The organism is Nocardia abscessus NBRC 100374, assembly GCF_000308455.1.
Classification (GTDB): domain Bacteria; phylum Actinomycetota; class Actinomycetes; order Mycobacteriales; family Mycobacteriaceae; genus Nocardia; species Nocardia abscessus.
The window spans coordinates 107193-124921 of sequence record NZ_BAFP01000274.1 but is presented as its reverse complement, the minus strand read 5'-3'; the positions used below and the strand labels follow the sequence as shown (position 1 = coordinate 124921).

Below are 17729 nucleotides of genomic sequence, written 5' to 3'. Positions count from 1 at the left end.
GCCCTCCGACCGGCACAAGCCATAGAACGAAGTATTCACAACCAAAAGAGCGACCAGCCAGTCCGATTCGCGACAGAGATGCACCTCTTTGCGCCAGCCCGCACCCCTGGCACGACGGACGTGGCCTGGATCACTCTGCGCTCTCGTCCACCGGGCCGGTGCGCTATCGTCTCGGTGCAGGCAGTCCAAGTTTCGGGGGGTTCCGCACCGCGGTCGATTCGCTACGGAGATACCCCGTGCGAGCATCGAATCCGATCCCGCGATTCGTCGAGGTCGAACGGAGTCGAGGCGATGCCGAGCCATCAAATGATCTTTCTGTTGCTGGACCTCGTCTTGATCGTGGGCGCGGCACGTCTGCTGGGCTGGCTGGCCGAGCGGCTCGGCCAGCCCGCCGTGATCGGCGAGATCGTGGCGGGCATACTCGCGGGTCCGACGATTCTCGGAGCGCAGTTGTCCGAGGCGGTCTTCCCGCTCGACATCCGGTCGTACCTCACGGCATTCGCGAATGTCGGGGTGATGATCTTCATGTTCTCGGCGGGCCTCGAGATGGATCTGCGGTCGATCGCCGGACGCAAGCGGTCGGTCACGGCGATCGCGCTGTCGGCCTACATCGCGCCCTTCGCGCTCGGTTCCGTCGTCGCGCTCTGGGCGCTGGCCCGGCACGACGGTGACAACCGGCTGACCTTCGCGCTCTTCATCGGTTGCGCGCTGGCCGTCACCGCGTTCCCGGTGCTGGCCCGGATCCTGCACGACCGCAAGCTGCTCGGCACTCCGCTCGGCCAATCGGCCATGACCTGCGCCGCGGTGGACGACGTCCTGGCCTGGTGCGGACTGGCGGTGGTCATCGCCATCGCCCGGCCTGGCACGGATCACCACTGGCGGTTGCTGTTGTTCGTTCCGCTGGTCCTGGTGTTGTGGTGGGCGGTGCGTCCAGCCCTCGACCATCTCTCCCGCACCGGGTCGGAGAGGAATTCGGGCAACATGGTCTTCCTCGGCGTCGCCGGCGCTCTGCTGCTGGGCGCCACCACCGAATGGCTGGGACTTCACCTGATCTTCGGCGCGTTCCTGTTCGGTGTCGTCTTCCCCCGGCGGCTGCGCACGGCGGTCGACAGCGGCGCCCAGCTCCTGAGCAGCATCTTCCTGCCCGCGTTCTTCGTGGTGGCCGGCCTCCAGGTCGACCTCGGCGCCCTCGATCGCGCCGCGATCGGCGAATTCGCCGCGATCATGTTCGCCGCGATCGCCGGAAAGCTCGGCGGCACCTACCTGGCGGCCCGCCTCGCCCGGACCGATCGGACCGAGTCCGCGGCCCTCGCGGCGCTGATGAACACCCGAGGGCTGACCGAACTGGTGATCCTGAACATCGGGCTCACGATCGGCGTCATCGAACAGCGGCTGTACTCGCTGCTCGTCATGATGGCGTTGGTCACCACCGCGATGACGGCACCGTTGCTGAAACTCTGTGGCGCCACCCCCGCGGCGCACCGCGGCGACCCGCCACCGGGGAAAGAAGAAGGGCGGCGCACCGATTCCGCCGTCCAGACCGAGGTCGCCGCGTCATGAGACAGCATGCGGAGACCACGGGCTCCGCCCGCGCCGGCGCGTCGCCGGTAGCGCGTCGGGTCGATCGAGCCGGTGTCCCAGCGGCTTTCGTCGACGTCGATGAAACCTTGGTCCGTTGCGTGAGCTTCCTGTCCTTGTTCCTGTTCGACGCGCGACGACGTGGCTACGGCCCCGAAGCCGACACCGTGGTCGAAGAGTTCCGCGCACTTCGTGGGGCGGGGATGAGCCGCAGCGAATCCCATCGGTGGTTCTATCGACGATGGGCCGGCCGCGACGTCGCCGACGTGCGCCGCATCGGACACGACTGGTTCACCTCGTGCGCCGCGGATCCGGCTTTCTTCAACACCGCCGTGCGACGGCGGCTCGACGAACTGTCCCGGGCCGGGACCCACATCGTGCTGGTCTCCGGCTCGTTCACCCCGGCGCTGCGGCCGATCGCCGACGCCGTAGGTGCCACCTCGGTGCTGTGCACGACGATGGAGACGGCGGCCGGAAAATACACCGGGAAAGTCCTCGCGACGATGGTCGGGGCCGACAAGTCCGCGGCCTTGCTGCGGTATGCCGAGCGGAACGCCATCGATCTGTCCACCTGTACGGCGTTCGGCGATCACCATTCCGACATCGCGATGTTCGACCTGGTCGGCCATCCGGTCGTCGTCGGCGACGCCGATCCGCGACTGCGCGACTATCCCGCGCAACGACTCCCCGGCTGAGTCTCGCGCTGGTCAGTTCCCGACCGCGAACAGGCGCCGGTACTGACCGGGGCTGACACCCAGATGACGCTTGAATACCGCGCGGGTGTTGGCCGGGTTCCCGAGACCGACGCGGTAGCCGATCTGATCGATCGACAGTTCGGTCGTCTCGAGCAGTTCGCGCGCCTGATTCAGGCGCGCACTGGTGATCCACACGTGCGTGGAGGTTCCGGTCTCCTCCCGGAACCGCCGGACGAAGCTACGCCGCGAGAGATTCGACCGCCTGGCGAGGTCTTCGAGCGAATGCCGGTGATCGAGGTTCGCGAGGATCCACGCACGTGTCTCGGCGAGCACGCCGGAGGAGGTCTGCGTCGGGAACTGCCGGGTGTACTGGGCCTGGCCGCCCTCGCGAACCGGCGGCGCCACCAGGTCGCGGGCGCGTTCGTTCGCGGCCGCCGCGCCGATGTCCTTGCGCACCACGTGCAGGCAGAGATCGATGCCGCTGGTGACCCCCGCGGAGGTCAGCACGTCTCCGTCGTCCACGAACAGGCGGTCCGGGTGGACCTCGATGTCCGGGTACTGGCTCTGCAGTAACGGGGCGGCCCGCCAGTGCGTTGTCGCGGGCCGGTTGGCCAGCAGTCCCGCGGCGGCGAGAGCGAAAGCACCGGTACAGATCGACAGCATGCGCGCGCCCCGGCCATGAGCGTCGCGAAGCGCTCGGACAACCAGATCCGGCGGCGGTGTTTCGTAGGACGCGTAACCGGGCACCACCACCGTGTGTGCGTGCCGCAAAGCCTCCATCCCCGCCACAGCCACACAGGACAGCCCCGGGACCGACGTCGGTACCTCGGGGGATACCGCGCACACCTCGAGCCGATAGTGCGGATCGGAGCCGAACACATCGATCGGAATCGCCACGTCCAGAACGACTACTTCATCGGGAATGACGACGGCGACCCGGCGCGCTCCCCCATCCGGTTGCATGGCCCGATCGTAGCGGTGAAAGGCACTCGGGCTACTACCCCGGCCTTCCAACGCGCACATAGCCTCGCTTGAGCATCCGAGCCGACAAGCCGAAAGAAGGGGTTTGATGTCCGATTTGACGGACTTCTCCACCAGCAACGGAGGGTTCCGGAGCGTGGTCGTGACGGCGGTCGAAATGTCGACGGCGGTAGGCGCCGACACCGAGGCGACCTGGAAACGACTGCTCGCGGGGGAAACCGGAATCGGCAAGGTGCAAGACCCGGACTTCGAGCGCTTCCAGGTTCCCGTCGACATCGGCGGCCAGTTCGAACTGGATCCGACCGATGAACTCAGCCGCGTCCAGAAGCGCCGCATGTCCTATGTCCAGCAGGTCGCCTATGTCATGGGTAACCGGATCTGGGACACCTTGGGACGGCCGGAAGTGGATCTCGATCGTCTCGGCGTCTGCATCGGCACCGGCCTCGGTGGGGCCGACACGATCATCGAGTCCAACGACCTGATGCAGAACGCGGGCTACCGCAAGGTGTCGCCCTTCGCGGTACCGATGGCCATGCCGAACGGCGCTGCCGCGGTGGTCGGACTGGAACTCGGCGCGCGAGCCAGCGTGATCACGCCCGTCTCCGCCTGTGCGTCGGGATGCGAGGCGCTGGTGCACGCGTGGCGTTCGATCATCCTGGGGGAAGCCGACATCATCGTCGCGGGAGGCGTGGAGGGCCGCATCAATCCGCTCGCGGTGGCCGGATTCTCGATGATGCGCGCGTTGAGCACGCGAATCGATGAACCCGAACGCGCGTCACGTCCGTTCGACCGGGACCGCGACGGATTCGTCTTCGGCGAAGCCGCCGCGCTGTTCGTGCTGGAGTCGGAAGACCACGCACGGGCACGGGGTGCCAAGCCCCTGGCTCGCTTGATGGGCGCGGGCCTCACGGCCGACGGCTACCATATGGTGCTCCCGCATCCGGAGGGCGAGGGAAACATTCGAGCGATGCGCCGGGCGATCGAAACGGCCGGGGTGAGCCCCACCGAGATCGACCACGTCAATGCCCACGCGACGGCCACCCCGTTCGGCGATCTCGCGGAAGCCAAGGGGATCCGGGCGGCGGTGGGCGACCACGCGTCGGTCTACGCGCCGAAATCCGCGTTGGGGCACTCGGTCGGCGCGGTCGGCGCGGTGGAAGCCGCCCTGACTGTGCTCAGCGTCCGCGACGGTGTGGTGCCGCCGACGCTGAACCTCGACAACCAGGACCCGGAGATCGATCTCGACATCGTTCACGGCAGCGCTCGAACCCAGAACATCAACTTCGCGCTGAACAACTCCTACGGTTTCGGTGGCCACAACGCGGCCGTCGTGTTCGGCCGCTGCTGAAAAAGAGAATCGCGGGCCACGCCTCGACGGGTCACGCCTGCCGGGCTTGTCGGCCGGAATCCTCGTCGCCGGTCCGTCCGGACGCGGCGCTGCGGCGCGCCCGTTTCCCACGGGCGATTTCCGTCGCGAGAGCGTCGAGCGGTTGCGCGAACTGGTGTAGCGGGTCGGCCAATCCGGTGAGCCAGGCGCGGGCGGCGTCGACGCCCTCGGGGTCCAGGGCGTACAGCCGTCGAGTGCCCTCGGCGCGGACGCTTACCAGCCCGGCGTCGCGGAGCACCTTGAGGTGCTGGGAGACGCCGGGCTGGGAGATCGGTGCGCGCTGTTGCACGGCGGCGACCACCGCACCCGCGGGCTGCTCGTCGGCCGCCACCAATTCGAGGATGAATCGGCGAACCGGGTCGCCGAGTGCCTCGAAGATCTTCGCCGGGGACCGATCCATCAGCCCTCGGAGCCGTCCTCGGGAACGGTCGTGTAGAAATCGACGGTCCGCAGCGCCGCCGCGTTCGCCTCCGCCGGGTCGTCACCGTCGTCGACGGCGGCATCCGCCCAACCGAGCGCCGCCTTGCGTACGAACGCCACTCCCTCGGGCGTGACCGGAAAGGCCAGTGCCTCCGCCGAGTCCACCGGAGCTCCGCTGGACAGGTGCAGCCCGAGACCCATCAGGGCGAGATCCCAGCCGACGCCCACAGCGCCCGGCCCGTACTGCGACCAGAACTCGGGATCGACCGGAGCCTCGTGCAGCAACTCCAACTCGGTGCCGTCTCCGGCGGGCGTGAGACGAACCGTCAGCCAGGAGATCTGCGGGCCCATCTCCCAGGTCACGGCGAAGCGCTCCGGCGCATCACACTGTTCCACGACACCGTTGGCGTTGCCCTCGGTCTGATAGCGCCCGCCGACCCGCAGATCACCGCTGATGGGCAGGAACCAGCGCGGGATCCGCTCGATATCGGTGAGCGCGTTCCAGAGATCCGCCTGATCGGTCGGGTAGCTGCGCCGGGCGACAGCGATCCTGGTCGGGGTGCCGTCCCGGGAACCGGTGCGGACCTCGCGGGTCACGAGCCCGGCGATGGCGGTGGGATCGGTGAGCAGCGGCATGACATCCTCCTGTAATAAGTTTTGACTTATATTAGACCAGACGCGGCGACCGCGACACCACCGGAGCTTTTCGGCCCCGTCGGGCATGCGGCCGGGACGCTTTCCGGCCGAGCGGATCAGCCGTTCCTGGTCAATCCCGCGATCGCGCGCAGCGCCGAGATCATGCCCGTCACCGGGATGCCGGGATCGATCGACCGGAACAGGCCCAGCCCGACGCCGAGCGCCAGTACGGCGACCGCGGCTTCGGCCCGCGGCTTCTGGGTTTCGGTGTCCTCGGCCGTCTCCAGGGCGGCGCCGACCATGCCGACGATGTCGCCGAGCCGGGTCGCGAGTTCGGCACGGAGGTGGTCGTCGCGCCGCGCATGGACGCTGAACTCCAGTTCCAACTGGGTCCAATCGGGATCGCCGACAACCCGTTCGGCCCATTCCGTCATCCGCTTCAGACGGTCGGTGGCCGTAGGGGCGGCGATGATTTCGGCGACCTCCGCCGCTCGCTCACGGTGAATTTCGTCGAGCACCGCCAGGCACAGGTCGTCCTTGGTGCGGAAGTTCGAATACACCGCCCCTTTGGTGAAACCGGCGGCCTTTGCGACCTTGTCCAGAGTCGTCGCCTGATAGCCGTCCTCCAGAAAAAGCCGTTTGGCGGTCGCCGTCAACACGGTGCGCGTCCGCGCCTGGCTCTGCGCTCGAGTCGGCCGTGAATGCCCTGCTCCCCGAAGCCGCCGACACTCATCGCTATTCCCAGACAATCCATACCCCTTACAGATACTCTCAGTATCCGATTCTAGATGCCATGGGTATCCCAATCGCAGGAAGGATCGCATCGTGAGGAGTCGAATACTCAGATTGGCCACAGCTCTGACGGGAACCCTCATCGTGGCCGGGGGCGCGGCGGTCGCGGCACCCAACGGGTGGGCCGAGCCGGTCGCGGAGGCGGTGGCGGGCGACGAGTTCTACATCCCGCCGGCGGAGCCCGGGGGCGCGCCGGGATCCATCATCCGCGCCGAACCGTCGCGACTGGCGATATCGGTCCCCGGAGTGGCTGGATCCATCCCGGCGACGTCGACGCGCCTCATGTACGTCAGCAGCGATACCCACAGCGCCAGGACAACGGTGGTGGGTACGTATCTGGAGCCGGCAGCGCCGTGGAACGGCCCCGGTGAGCGCCCGCTGATCGCGTACGCGGTCGGCACGAAGGGGCAAGGCGACCAATGCGCGCCTTCGAAACTGCTCGCGCAATTCGTCCAATACCAGCCTCCGTTCGACGTGATCGTCGAATACGACGTACTGGCGCTGTATACGCTGCTGGCGCGCGGCATGGCGGTGATGGTGACCGATTACCACGGCCTGGGCACGCCTGCGGTCCACGACTACCTCAACCGGAAATCTCAGGCCTACGCGCTACTCGACTCCGCGCGTGCGGCGCTGCAATTGCCGGGCACCAGCCTCAACCCCGGCTCACCGGTGATTCTGTACGGGTACTCCCAGGGCGGCATGGCCTCCGCGGGCGCAGCCGAATTGCAACCGGGTTACGCCCCTGAATTGAACGTGCGTGGCGCCTACATCGGCGGGCCGGTGGTGGACGACCAGTACTTCATCGGGTTCAACGATGGCCGAGCCCCCCTCGGACCGGCTTTCGCCTGGATCCTCAACGGCATCGCCGCCAACTATCCCGAAACCCGTCCGGTGCTCGAGGCCGAACTCAACGACACCGGCAAGGCGATCCTGCGCGAGTCCCTGGAGAAGTGCGCCGTACCGCTCGGACTGGCGCAGCAGTTCCCGAACACGTCGCAGTGGACCACCAGCGGGCAACCACTCACCGCGGTGATCGATCAGTCCCCCGTGCTGAAGTCGGCGTTCACCGAGCAACGAGTCGGCACGCTCAACCCGGCGGTGCCCGTCCTCATCTCCTCGAGCCCGAGCGACGAGGGCGCCCCGTACGTGCCCGTCCGCGAGATGGCCGCCGGATGGTGCGGCGCGGGCGTGCCGGTGCAGCTGAACGCGAACGTCGAGCTGCCCAGCGTCATCACCGGATTGCGAGCCACCCACGTGCTGGCGTTCTTCCCCTCGCTGGTCTCGTCGCAGCAGTGGATAACCGAGCGGCTCGCGAACCAGCCCGCACCGACCAACTGCGGGGCACTGCCCTGATTTGCGAAATCACGACCGAGTCGGATACCGTCGGTATCTCGATCGGAGACTCGGCGCAGCGCCTCGCGCTGGAGCGCGACATCGTCGCGTAGTGCCGCGATCTCCATGCACGGTGGTCGGCCGCGGTTCGGTCTTACGACCGAACCGCGGCCGACCTGCCTGCCCGGGTCGTCACAGATCCCTGGCGTGGCAGGCGGGCTACGCCCGAGGACCAGCCTGATGCCCGGCTCCGGAATCGGCGGGTCTGATTCGCAGGAAATTTGCTGTTGCAGTCTTCAGCCGTTCGTCAGCTAGGTCGAATTCGGTACAGAAAGGTTCGAATGTCGGAGTTGGCTCACCCCTGCCCGCCAGAGCCGCTCAGGTGCGCACACCGGTGAAACTCGGAGATCCGGCGCGGATCGCTCCGTGCCCGAGGCGACAACGCCGACTGCCCGAAGGCCGCGGGTCGATTCCGTACCGTTCGAATGCGCACTCCGCGTGTGCAGTTGGCGCCGACATGGCCGCGAAGATAGCGGTTGCCGAATCCGATCACCGGGCTTCGAGCTGGTGGAGCGTCGCGTGCGATAACCCTTGCGGCGATTCCCCAGCCGACCGAGGGCCACTGCGCGAGCACGGGGCGGACAGTGGCCGCTCAGTCGGTGGTTTCCACGGATTTCCGACAACCAGCGAACTTCCAGCTATCCTTGATTGGCGAGCTAGGTGTCTGCGTTATCCGCAGTCAGAACTGTCGGTTGAGTGTTCTCCTGATGGATCGGCGAGATGACTATGACGATCTTCGAGCACACGAGAGCCCGCGATCCCAAGCGCTACCTGTGGGTACTGGGCTTGATCGCCCCGGGTTGCGCATTGCTGCCTTCCCAGCTGGTGGTGTACACCGGGCTGGAAGTGTTCTGGTGGATCGGTCCGATCATCGTGCTGGTGGTGATCCCCCTGCTGGACTGGGCCATCGGCGACGACGGAAGCAACCCTCGCGACGAAGACTACGAGGCGCTGTCCAACGACCGCTATTACCGCTGGTGCACCTACCTTTTCCTGCCGCTTCAATTCATCGGCCTGCTCATCGCGGGCTACCTGTGGGCCAGCCACGAGTTGAGCCTGGCCGACAAACTCGGCTTGGCCGTCACCCTCGGCTTCGTCTCCGGTATCGGCATCAACGCCGCGCACGAACTCGGGCATCGCGCCGAACGCCTCGAACGCTGGCTGGCCAAGATCGCGCTCGCCCAGTCCGGGTACGGGCACTTCTTCGTCGAGCACAATCGTGGCCACCACGTTCGCGTCGCCACGCCCGAGGACCCGGCCAGCGCACGCTTCGGCGAATCGCTGTGGCAATTCCTCCCGCGCACCATGATGGGCGGATTCCGCTCTGCCCTCGCGCTGGAACGCCAGCGCCTCGCCCGCAACGGCAAACGCTGGCTCAGCCCGGCGAACCATCTTCTGCAAGCCTGGGCGATGAGCGCGGCATTGTTCACCGCCTTGATCGCGGCCTTCGGCCCCGTCGTCATTCCCTACCTGGCCCTCCAAGCGCTCATCGGCGCCGGCCTGCTGGAGACGGTCAACTACGTCGAGCACTACGGACTGCTGCGCGCCCGCCGCCCCGACGGCCGCTACGCCCGCTGCTCGCCGCGCGACAGCTGGAACAGCGACCGCCTGGTCACCAACATCTTCCTGTTCCACCTCCAGCGCCACAGCGACCATCACGCCAACCCCGGCCGCCGCTACCAGACCCTCCGCAGCTCCGCTCGGGCTCCCCAGCTTCCCGCGGGCTACGCCACGATGGTTGTGCTGGCCGCGATTCCACCGCTGTGGCGCGCGGTCATGGACCACCGGGTCCTCGCCCACTACAACGGCGACACCACCCTCATCAACACCATGCCCCGCAAACGCCGGCTCGTCGTTCCGATCCGGCAACAGCGAGACGACGAGCAGCCGATCCCGTCCGCGGGTGCCGACGAGGAGCACTTCTCGACCGGCGCGGATCGGTAACTGCCGATCGCCGGGTGGACCGGCAGCGCCCGCCACGGTGGAACTGACGCTTTGATCAGTTATGATTCCCGCACTGATGGCGAAGGCGGGGTAGGTCGATGACTGCGGAACCGGTGGTGCGTACTCGGACTGATCGACGCCGGGAGCGCACCCGCAACGCGCTGGTGGCGGCCGCGCGGAAGTTTCTGGCCGAAGGCCGGTCGGCGGTGAGCATTCAGGAGATCACCGATGCCGCCGACGTCGGTTTCGGCTCGTTCTACAACCACTTCCAGAGCAAAGAGCAGTTGTTCGACGAGGCGGTGCGCTCGGCGCTGGAGATCTACGCCCAGATGCGCGACGAGATCGTGCGGCTCTACGACGACCCGGCCGAGGTGTTCGCGGTCAGTTTCCGCATGACCGGGCGGTTGCAGCGGCAGATCCCGGAAATGGTGCGGGTCGTCCTGAATTCGGGAATGCCGGTGCTCTCGCGGGACGACGGCTTGGCTCCGCGGGCACGCCGCGACATCCTCGCCGCGCAGGAGGCGGGCCGGTTCGAGGAGATGGACGTGGAGATGGCGATGATGGCCGCAGGCGGCGCGCTGCTGGGGTTGTTGCAGATGCTCGACACCCGCCCCGATGCCGACGCCGGGGCGCTGTCGGACGAGATGACCTTTCACGTGCTGCGAATGTTCGGCATGCCGAAGCGGGCGGCCCGGAAACTGGTGGCCGGGCAGCTTCCGCCACAGCCGCAGTTGTGAACGTGGCGGTCGCGGACGCCCGTTCGGCGGCCGCGATCACCGACCGGCGCGGTGGGGACGCCGATGACCAGGCGAAACGGTGTCGTCCCCGAGTTCAACGGGTCTGCTCGTACCGCGACGTTCCTTCACCACCGGTGACGAGCTGACCGACCGGCAGTGTCCCGGGGATGTACGGAAACGCCCAACTGCCGCACGAGTTCGGCGATCAACGGCGCGCCTCGCCCGGCCGCGGCGGTGCCGAAGACGAATCGGTCGGGGCGCAGCACGACGACGCCGCCGGTGCGCAGTCCGGCCTTGCCGAACCACCGGGTCAGCGTGCCGGTGTGGTCTTCGACGTCGATGACGTCGTCGCGTCCCTCGCCCGGCTTGCCCTGTGGGCGTCCGCCCAGCGGGTACACGGTGACGAAAGCGGCGTCGAGATTCCGCAGGATCGCCAGTTCTCCGGCTCCGAAGGCCCGGCGGGGATCGACGCCGTAGCCCAAAATCGCGAAGCCGATACCCAGCGCCTCGTCCAAGCGCCGATGACGTCCGTCGTAGTCGCGCACATCCGGCTGCGGGGCCAGGGTTCCCTCGATGCCGCGCAGCCCGCGGCGGGGCAGGCCGAGGTATGCGCCGCGACGGAAACGCGGCCGTGGCTTCATCTTCGCGCCACGGATCCAGCCGCCGAGCCCTGGCACGCGCAGCGCGGTGGTGAGCCCGATGTCCCGGGCCGCCGCGAACACCTTGTTGTCTATCGAGACGAGCTTCTTGTTCAGCACCGACAGATCGATCATCGCCTTGGCGTGCGGCCTCCGCTCGGACTCGTAACTGTCCAGAATCTCCAGCGCCGCACCGTGTTCGATGATCGCGGTCAGCTTCCAGGACAGGTTGTCCGCGTCGCGCACCCCGGAGTTCATGCCTTGACCGATGAACTGTGGCGTCATGTGCGCGGCATCGCCCGCGATGAGGATCCGGCCGTCCCGCCAGCGGTCGGCGACGACGGCGTTGAAGGTGTAGACGAGCTTGCGCAGCACCTGCACCTCGTCCGGGTCGACGAAACGGGCGATGTGGCGGCGCACGGTGTCGGCGTCCTCCATCTCCTCCTTCGTCTGCGTCGGCGTCAGCATGAACTCGAACCGGTGATGCCGGTCCGGCTGCGGGCAGGACACGATCGGCAGTTCGGGATCGCACACGAAGTCGAAGTACGGCAGATGCCGGAAAGCGTCGACGCCGTCACGGGCTTTCAGATCCACCACCAGCCACCGTTCCGGAAAACTGGTGCCGGACATCTCGATGCCGAGCTCGGTGCGCACCACACTGCGGCCACCGTCGCAGCCGACCAGGAACTTCGCCCGCACCCGCTCGGCAGTGCCCAGGTCGGTGTCCGCCGGGAGTCTGCCGTATCCGGTGCCGCGGCACTCGGCGTGCTCGACGCTCACACCGTCGGCATCCTGATCGAAGCCGACGACCTCGCGACCGCGCCGCACCGTGACGTGCGGGTAGCGGTCGAGGGCCCGTTCGAGGGTGTTCTCCAAGTACGGCTGGTACAGGAAATTGACCACCGGCCAGCCCAGCGGCCGATCGATCCGGTGGAACTGCGCGAGCACCGAGCCGTCCCCACGCACCCACTGCACCGTCGAATCGACGTTCATGTCCGCCGCCAATTCGTCTGCCGCACCGGCGGTCTGGAAGATCCGCATGCCCTCGTCATCGGTGTAGACCGCACGGGCCAACCCGTAGTACTCCGGCTCCCGTTCCAGCACCAGCACCCGCACGCCGCGTCTGCCCAGCAGATTGGCCAAGGTCAAACCGGTCGGGCCGAGGCCGACCACCACGACGTCGACATCGAGAACACTCATCGCGACAGCCCTTCCGCCAGTTCCGGAACAGTCGTCTCCGGTGTCCGCACCGACCACAGCGCTCGTCGGAACTGCGCGAACTTGTCCAGTACCGTCTCCCCTACCGTGGTGTGACCCCAGATGCTGATGCCCTGATAGGTACTCGGCTCCCAGGTCGATTCCAGCTCCGGCCCGATCACCACCGGGTTCCACCCCACCTCCAGCTCGAATCCGGACGGCGTCACGCAATAGAACGACAACTCGCGATCATTGGTGTGCTGGCCGACCGACCACGCCATCCGGAAGCCCAGATCGGTGACCCGCCCGAACGCGGCCAGCATGTCGTCCAGGCTCGCCGATTGAATGTTGATGTGCTGCACCCGGGTTCGAATCGGATCGATCTGCACTCCGCGCAGGTTCGCGATCGCGATCGAGTGGTGCCGTTCGTTCACCCGCAGGAAGCGGATCTTCATCGTCAACCCGGCGACGTTCTCATCGATGTAGTCGGTCAACCGCGCGTCGAACACGGTGTCGTAGTAGCCGCGCATCGATTCCGGCTCACGGGAGACGATCGCGACGTGGCCCATCCCCGCCTCCCCGGTGACCCAGCCGGAACTGATCATCCGCAGCGGCTCCGGTGTGGTCACCGGGGTGGTGAAGATCTCCGTGGCGATGCCCTTCGGGCCGGGAAAACGCCACAGCCGCTCCACACCGCGCGATGCCGCCTGCTCGGCGGTGCCTTCCTCGATCGGCACGCCGCGACCGCCGACCCGCGCGAGGATACGGTCGAAGGTCTCGTGGTCGTCGACCTGCCAGCCCAGCGCCGTGACGTCCTCGGCCGTCCCGCGGCGGATCAGGAAGCGGCAGGCACGGTCGTCCATGCGGAAGCGCAGCGCGTCGGTGCCGAGTTCGTCGACGTGTATGCCGATCGCGAGCGCGCCGAACCGGCGCCAGTCGGCCAGCCGACGCGAATGCACCACGACATAACCCAGGTGCACCGCACCGAACACCGACCCGTCGGTGTCCGGCCGGGCGAACCGGCTCATGCCGTCGCTCCCAGGAACGCACCGGCCAGCTCGTTGAACAGCTCCGCGCGCTCCCACTGCACCCAATGGCCGGTCCTGGCCGCCAGGTACAGGTCGCAGTTCGGCATGGTCTCGGCGAGCATGCGCCCACCGGAGGGACGATTGACCTTGTCTTCGGCGCCCCAGATCACCAGCGTCGGGTTGCGCACCCGGGACAGCCGGGGGTCGCGGGTGAAATCCATCCGCCACAGGGTGCGCAACGCCGACCGGCCCGAGGGGCGGCGCAACGGCGGCTCGGCCACCACGTCCGGGTCGAGACTGGCCCGATAACGGTCGTCGATGATCTCTTCGGTGACGGCGCCGGCGTCGTAGACCAGATACTCGCGGAGGAATTCGGCGAGTTTGGCCCGGCTCGGACCGTCGCCACCGTAATAGGACAGCAGCGACTGCAAGCCTTTGGTCGGCAACGCGCGCGTGGTGCCGACACCGCCGGGACCCATGAGAATCAGCTTCCCCACCTTCTCCGGCCGGTCCATCGCCAACCGCAATGCCGCCGCTCCGCCATAGGAGTTGCCGATCAGGTGCGCCGAGCCGATGTCGAGGGCGTCCAGCAGCCCGCCGACCGCCGCGGCCAGGTCGCCGAACGGGTCGGACTGGTCGATGCGTTTGGTCGAGCGCCCGTAGCCCGGCATATCGGGCACGATCACCCGGAACCGCCGCGCCAACGGCTCGACGTTGCGGGCGTAGTTCGACAGGCCGCCGGCGCCGGGCCCACCCCCGTGCAGGAGCACCACGGCCGGACCGGCACCGGTCTCACTGAAGAAGATCTCCCGATCGCCGACCCGGATCACCCGCCCGGTCTCGGCGGCGTTGTCGATGGTCACAGCTACCTCCAGGTTGCTAAACTGATGTAATCATCAGTTATGGGGAAATACTCTGTCAAGCAGAAAATGATGAAAACATCAGAATTGGTTGCATGGCGAGCCGGGGTGCGCCAGAGTTAGGGTTCGGACCTCTTCGGCGTTCATCGAGGCCGATGCGCCCGGCGGAAGGACTGCCCGCAATGAACCGCATCGATGTGCACCAGCACCTCATCCCGCCGGACTATGCCGAGATGCTGCGCGCTCACGGTGTCACCGCCCCGGGCGGGCGTGAGCTGCCCGAATGGAGTCCCGAGGCGGCGCGTGCGCTACTAACGCAGGCCGGGATCGCCTCGGCGGTGCTGTCGGTCTCGACTCCCGGCACCACCTTCCTGTCCGATTCCGCACAGGCGGCCGCACTGGCACGGTCGCTCAACGACTACTCCGCCGCGCTCGCGGACGCCGAACCCGACCGGTTCGGGTTCTTCGCCACCCTTCCCCTGCCCGACGTCGGGGCGGCCGCCGCCGAGGCCCGGCGCGCCCTCGATGACCTGCACGCCGACGGTGTCGTGCTGCTGGGCAACGCGGCGGGCACCTACCTGGGTGAAGAAGGGCAGGACGAACTCTTCCGCGTCCTGGACCAACGCTCGGCCGTCGCGTTCGTCCACCCGGCCGACCTGCCCGCGCCCGCCGTGCCCGGCGTCCCGCCCTTCGCCGCGGATTTCCTGCTCGACACCACCCGGGCGGCGTTTCTGCTGGTGCGCAACGGCATTCGGCGTCGCTACCCCAACATCCGATTCATCCTCGGCCATGCCGGTGGGTTCGTCCCCTACGCCGCCCACCGCATGGCGCTGGCGATCTTCAACGACACCGGGTACAGCCCGCTGGACGTCCTCGACGACTTCGCCGGGTTCTACTTCGACACCGCGCTTTCGGCGAGCGCGGCCACGCTGCCGACCCTGCTCGCGTTCGCCGAACCCGGGCACGTGCTCTACGGCAGCGACTGGCCGTTCGCGCCCGAACCCGCGGTCCACTACTTCAACGCCGGGCTGAACACCTACCCCGGTTGTGACGACGCCACGCGACGAAACATTCAGCGCGACAACGCCTTAGCACTTTTTCCCGAGTTCGGCGAGGCCACACCCACTCCGGAGCCACCGCTGCTCGCCAGGGCACGAGCGAACCTTCGACGGCGGCTGTTCCGCAGCGCGGCGCGGGCGGTCGCCCGGCACTGAATCCGGCCCGGATGATCAGCCAGCGCCGTGCACCGGTGTCAACGGTGTAGTCGCTCGAACTCCGTCGCGCAGTGGGCGGAGAACACCGTCACCTCGTCACCGTTGTCGCGGACGAGTTCCCGTAGCCGCTGCTGGTTCTCGATCCGGGACTGCCGCTGCGTGTCCACATATCGTTGGAAGACTCGCACCCCCAACGGCATCGACGGCTTCTCCTGCATCTGGCCGTGATAGGTGTAGGCGTCGCCGGCGTGCAACAGCCAGCCGTTCCCGGTGTCCACGACGACACCGACGTGACCGCGCGTGTGTCCGGTCAGCGGAACCATGAGTATCTCCGGTGGCAGGCCGCGCAATTCGCGGACCGCCCGGAAACCGAACCAGCGCTCCGCGCGGCTGTCGGACTCGTCGTAGACCGACCATTTCGGCCCGTGTTCGAACTGCACCGATCGATACCGGAAATTTTCGCGACGGCCGTACGGCCCTTCGACGGTGTCCAGCTCCGCCCGGTGAACGTGCACGGTGGCCCGAGGGAAATCGGCGAGCCCACCCGCGTGATCGAGATCGAGGTGCGTCACGACGATGTCCCGGACGTCGGCGCGGGAGAAGCCCAGCGCCTCGACCTGCCGGGCGATCGGCTGGTCTAGAACCGGGTTCGACTGCCGGATGAGTTGCCGTCCCACCCAAATTTCCGGCCGGGTCACAGCCTGCTCGCCGTAACCGGTGTCGACCAGAATCAACCCGGCGGAGTGCTCGAGCAGCAGGCAGTGACACGCTCCGACGGCCTCGCGCCACACGCCCGGCCTGCCGTCGAACAGACGACCTCCGAAAGGACGAGTCCCCCCGGCATCCAAATGATGGACACGCACCAGTCCGCTCCTATCCGCGCCGTCCGGCCAGCCACGCTACACGCCTACACTGCCGAACGCGACCGATCTCGATTGCCGACTGAATCGCAAATCCGTAGTGCGCGAACGCATTCAACTCCGCGCATTGCGCCGTTTGTCAGATCAGCGCTGTGTGCACCGACGCGGAGTTCCGTGGCCGCGGCTACGCTTCGCGTCTGATCCGTGCGGTCGGCGCGGGCATCCGCACGCGCGGTGAGATACCGTTTTTGCATGCGCTCGCCCACAACACGACAGCGATCAGTCTGTACCAGACGCTGGGATTCACATTGCGGGAGCGTTCGAAGTTGACCATCGTGCAGGCGCCTTCCGCACCCGCGAGGGACCTCCGATGACGCGCACGATCGTGGTCACCGGCGGCAGCCGGGGCATCGGGCGCCACGTCGCGCAGCGGTTCGCCGCGGCCGGTGACTTCGTCGTGCTCACCGGCCGGGATCACGACCAGGTCGAACGAACCGCCGACGAACTCGGTGCGACCGGAATTCGCTGCGACGCCACCGATCCCGCCGACGTGCAGCGGCTGGCCGGGCAACTCGGGCCGACGGTGGACGTGCTGGTCAACATGGCCGGTGGAAACACCGACCTCGGGCGGCCGCCCGTGGAATCGCTCGACCAGATCGCGGCGCAGTGGCGGGCCAACCTCGACGCCAACCTCCTCAGCGCGGTGTTGACGACCACCGCGTTGCGGGATCGCCTGCCGGAGGGTGGGGCGGTCATCAACATCGGTTCGATCGGCGCCGAATACGCCGCGAACTCCTACGGTGCGGCCAAGGCGGCTTTGGCTGCGTGGTCGGCAGGGTTGTCGGCCCAGCTGGCGCCGAACGGCGTCACCGTCAACGTGGTGTCTCCCGGCTACATCGCCGAGACCGACTTCTTCCGCGGCGAGCTCACCGATGAACGCCGAGCGACGTTGATCGCGGCGACCCACAACAAAAGGGCAGGCCTGCCCGAGGACGTCGCCGGACTCGTCGAATTCCTCGCATCGCCCCACGCCCGCCACATCACCGGGCAAACCCTTCATCTCAACGGCGGTGCTCACACCACACGCTGACTCGCACGGGGTGGGGCATGCGCATCGTCGGGGCACCGTCCGCAGGCCCCGACGCCCGCTCAGCACGTTGCAATTCTTCCGGCTCGGCACGCGCAGCCGGTAGCCCCTTTCTTCAGCGGAAATTTGCCGACTGGTAAACGACCGATGACCGCCAGGTGTCGTTGACGGAACTGATATGTGACATCGCCCACCTCATCGTTCGACCGAAAAAGGTTGCCGGACAAAGCCGACACCGGTCGGCAGCGTGATCACCGAACCCGAAAGGCAAATCCGGACG

Annotated in this window: 16 protein-coding genes and 1 pseudogene; 9 read left to right on the top strand and 8 right to left on the bottom strand. The window is 67.4% G+C overall.

Annotated features, from left to right (window positions below; all coding sequences use genetic code 11):
* The first annotated feature begins 291 nt into the window (after window positions 1–291).
* Both ON19_RS37310 and ON19_RS37305 read left to right on the top strand, forming a co-directional pair.
* Window positions 292–1560, top strand: coding sequence for a cation:proton antiporter (locus ON19_RS37310; RefSeq protein ID WP_083899973.1), 1269 nt, complete (start codon window positions 292–294; stop codon window positions 1558–1560).
* The gene (locus ON19_RS37305) at window positions 1557–2273 is read left to right on the top strand and encodes an HAD family hydrolase (RefSeq protein ID WP_051169747.1); all 717 of its coding nucleotides are present in this window, start codon (window positions 1557–1559) and stop codon (window positions 2271–2273) included. Before ON19_RS37310 ends, ON19_RS37305 begins: the two co-directional genes overlap by 4 nt.
* A 12-nt stretch (window positions 2274–2285) precedes the next feature.
* Here ON19_RS37305 and ON19_RS37300 read toward each other — a convergent pair whose 3' ends face one another.
* The gene (locus ON19_RS37300; protein WP_043704138.1) at window positions 2286–3236 is read right to left on the bottom strand and encodes a GlxA family transcriptional regulator; all 951 of its coding nucleotides are present in this window, start codon (window positions 3234–3236) and stop codon (window positions 2286–2288) included.
* 106 nt (window positions 3237–3342) lie between these two features.
* On the opposite strand from ON19_RS37300, the gene ON19_RS37295 reads away from it, so the two are divergent.
* Complete coding sequence (locus tag ON19_RS37295; protein ID WP_043704134.1) at window positions 3343–4602, top strand: KasA/KasB family beta-ketoacyl-ACP synthase; 1260 nt, start codon at window positions 3343–3345, stop codon at window positions 4600–4602.
* Window positions 4603–4633: 31 nt separating this feature from the next.
* Here the strand turns inward: ON19_RS37295 and ON19_RS37290 are convergent, their stop codons facing one another.
* The 3 genes from ON19_RS37290 to ON19_RS37280 form a co-directional block, all read right to left on the bottom strand.
* Window positions 4634–5041, bottom strand: a complete 408-nt coding sequence (locus tag ON19_RS37290; protein ID WP_043704130.1) for an ArsR/SmtB family transcription factor — start codon at window positions 5039–5041, stop codon at window positions 4634–4636.
* Window positions 5041–5697, bottom strand: coding sequence for an SRPBCC family protein (locus tag ON19_RS37285; RefSeq protein ID WP_043704126.1), 657 nt, complete (start codon window positions 5695–5697; stop codon window positions 5041–5043). Before ON19_RS37285 ends, ON19_RS37290 begins: the two co-directional genes overlap by 1 nt.
* A 116-nt stretch (window positions 5698–5813) precedes the next feature.
* Window positions 5814–6356 carry a TetR/AcrR family transcriptional regulator gene (locus ON19_RS37280; RefSeq protein ID WP_043704123.1) on the bottom strand — a complete coding sequence of 181 codons (543 nt, stop codon included), beginning with the start codon at window positions 6354–6356 and terminating at the stop codon, window positions 5814–5816.
* 166 nt (window positions 6357–6522) lie between these two features.
* Between ON19_RS37280 and ON19_RS37275 the strand changes: the two genes are divergently transcribed.
* From ON19_RS37275 to ON19_RS37265, 3 genes are all read left to right on the top strand, one after another.
* Window positions 6523–7845: a lipase family protein gene (locus tag ON19_RS37275; protein WP_169334259.1), complete on the top strand. Its 1323-nt coding sequence runs from the start codon at window positions 6523–6525 to the stop codon at window positions 7843–7845.
* A 759-nt stretch (window positions 7846–8604) separates the two neighbouring features.
* A complete protein-coding gene (locus ON19_RS37270) occupies window positions 8605–9828 on the top strand; it encodes an alkane 1-monooxygenase (protein WP_086006793.1) in 1224 nt (407 codons plus the stop codon).
* A gap of 116 nt (window positions 9829–9944) precedes the next feature.
* A complete protein-coding gene (locus ON19_RS37265; protein WP_255218461.1) occupies window positions 9945–10565 on the top strand; it encodes a TetR/AcrR family transcriptional regulator in 621 nt (206 codons plus the stop codon).
* A 125-nt stretch (window positions 10566–10690) separates the two neighbouring features.
* Here the strand turns inward: ON19_RS37265 and mhpA are convergent, their stop codons facing one another.
* Genes mhpA through ON19_RS37250 form a run of 3 tightly spaced genes read right to left on the bottom strand, consistent with a single transcriptional unit; the run spans window position 10691 to window position 14291 of the window.
* A complete protein-coding gene (gene mhpA, locus ON19_RS37260) occupies window positions 10691–12403 on the bottom strand; it encodes a bifunctional 3-(3-hydroxy-phenyl)propionate/3-hydroxycinnamic acid hydroxylase MhpA (RefSeq protein ID WP_043704117.1) in 1713 nt (570 codons plus the stop codon).
* A complete protein-coding gene (locus tag ON19_RS37255) occupies window positions 12400–13428 on the bottom strand; it encodes a VOC family protein (RefSeq protein ID WP_043704115.1) in 1029 nt (342 codons plus the stop codon). The genes mhpA and ON19_RS37255 overlap by 4 nt, the downstream gene beginning before the upstream one ends.
* Window positions 13425–14291: an alpha/beta fold hydrolase gene (locus ON19_RS37250; RefSeq protein ID WP_051169744.1), complete on the bottom strand. Its 867-nt coding sequence runs from the start codon at window positions 14289–14291 to the stop codon at window positions 13425–13427. The genes ON19_RS37255 and ON19_RS37250 overlap by 4 nt, the downstream gene beginning before the upstream one ends.
* Window positions 14292–14470: 179 nt before the next feature.
* Here ON19_RS37250 and ON19_RS37245 point away from each other — a divergent pair, with 179 nt between their 5' ends.
* Window positions 14471–15502: an amidohydrolase family protein gene (locus ON19_RS37245; RefSeq protein WP_043704113.1), complete on the top strand. Its 1032-nt coding sequence runs from the start codon at window positions 14471–14473 to the stop codon at window positions 15500–15502.
* Window positions 15503–15540: 38 nt separating this feature from the next.
* On the opposite strand, the gene ON19_RS37240 is transcribed toward ON19_RS37245, so the two are convergent.
* Entirely contained in the window at window positions 15541–16365 is an 825-nt protein-coding gene (locus ON19_RS37240) for an MBL fold metallo-hydrolase (protein ID WP_043704109.1), read from the bottom strand.
* Between the two features lie 137 nt (window positions 16366–16502).
* On the opposite strand from ON19_RS37240, the pseudogene ON19_RS37235 reads away from it, so the two are divergent.
* A pseudogene (locus tag ON19_RS37235) lies at window positions 16503–16736 on the top strand (GNAT family N-acetyltransferase); the annotation flags it as partial.
* The gene (locus ON19_RS37230) at window positions 16733–17452 is read left to right on the top strand and encodes an SDR family NAD(P)-dependent oxidoreductase (protein WP_043704105.1); all 720 of its coding nucleotides are present in this window, start codon (window positions 16733–16735) and stop codon (window positions 17450–17452) included. The pseudogene ON19_RS37235 and the gene ON19_RS37230, both read left to right, overlap by 4 nt.
* The last annotated feature ends 277 nt before the right edge of the window (window positions 17453–17729 follow it).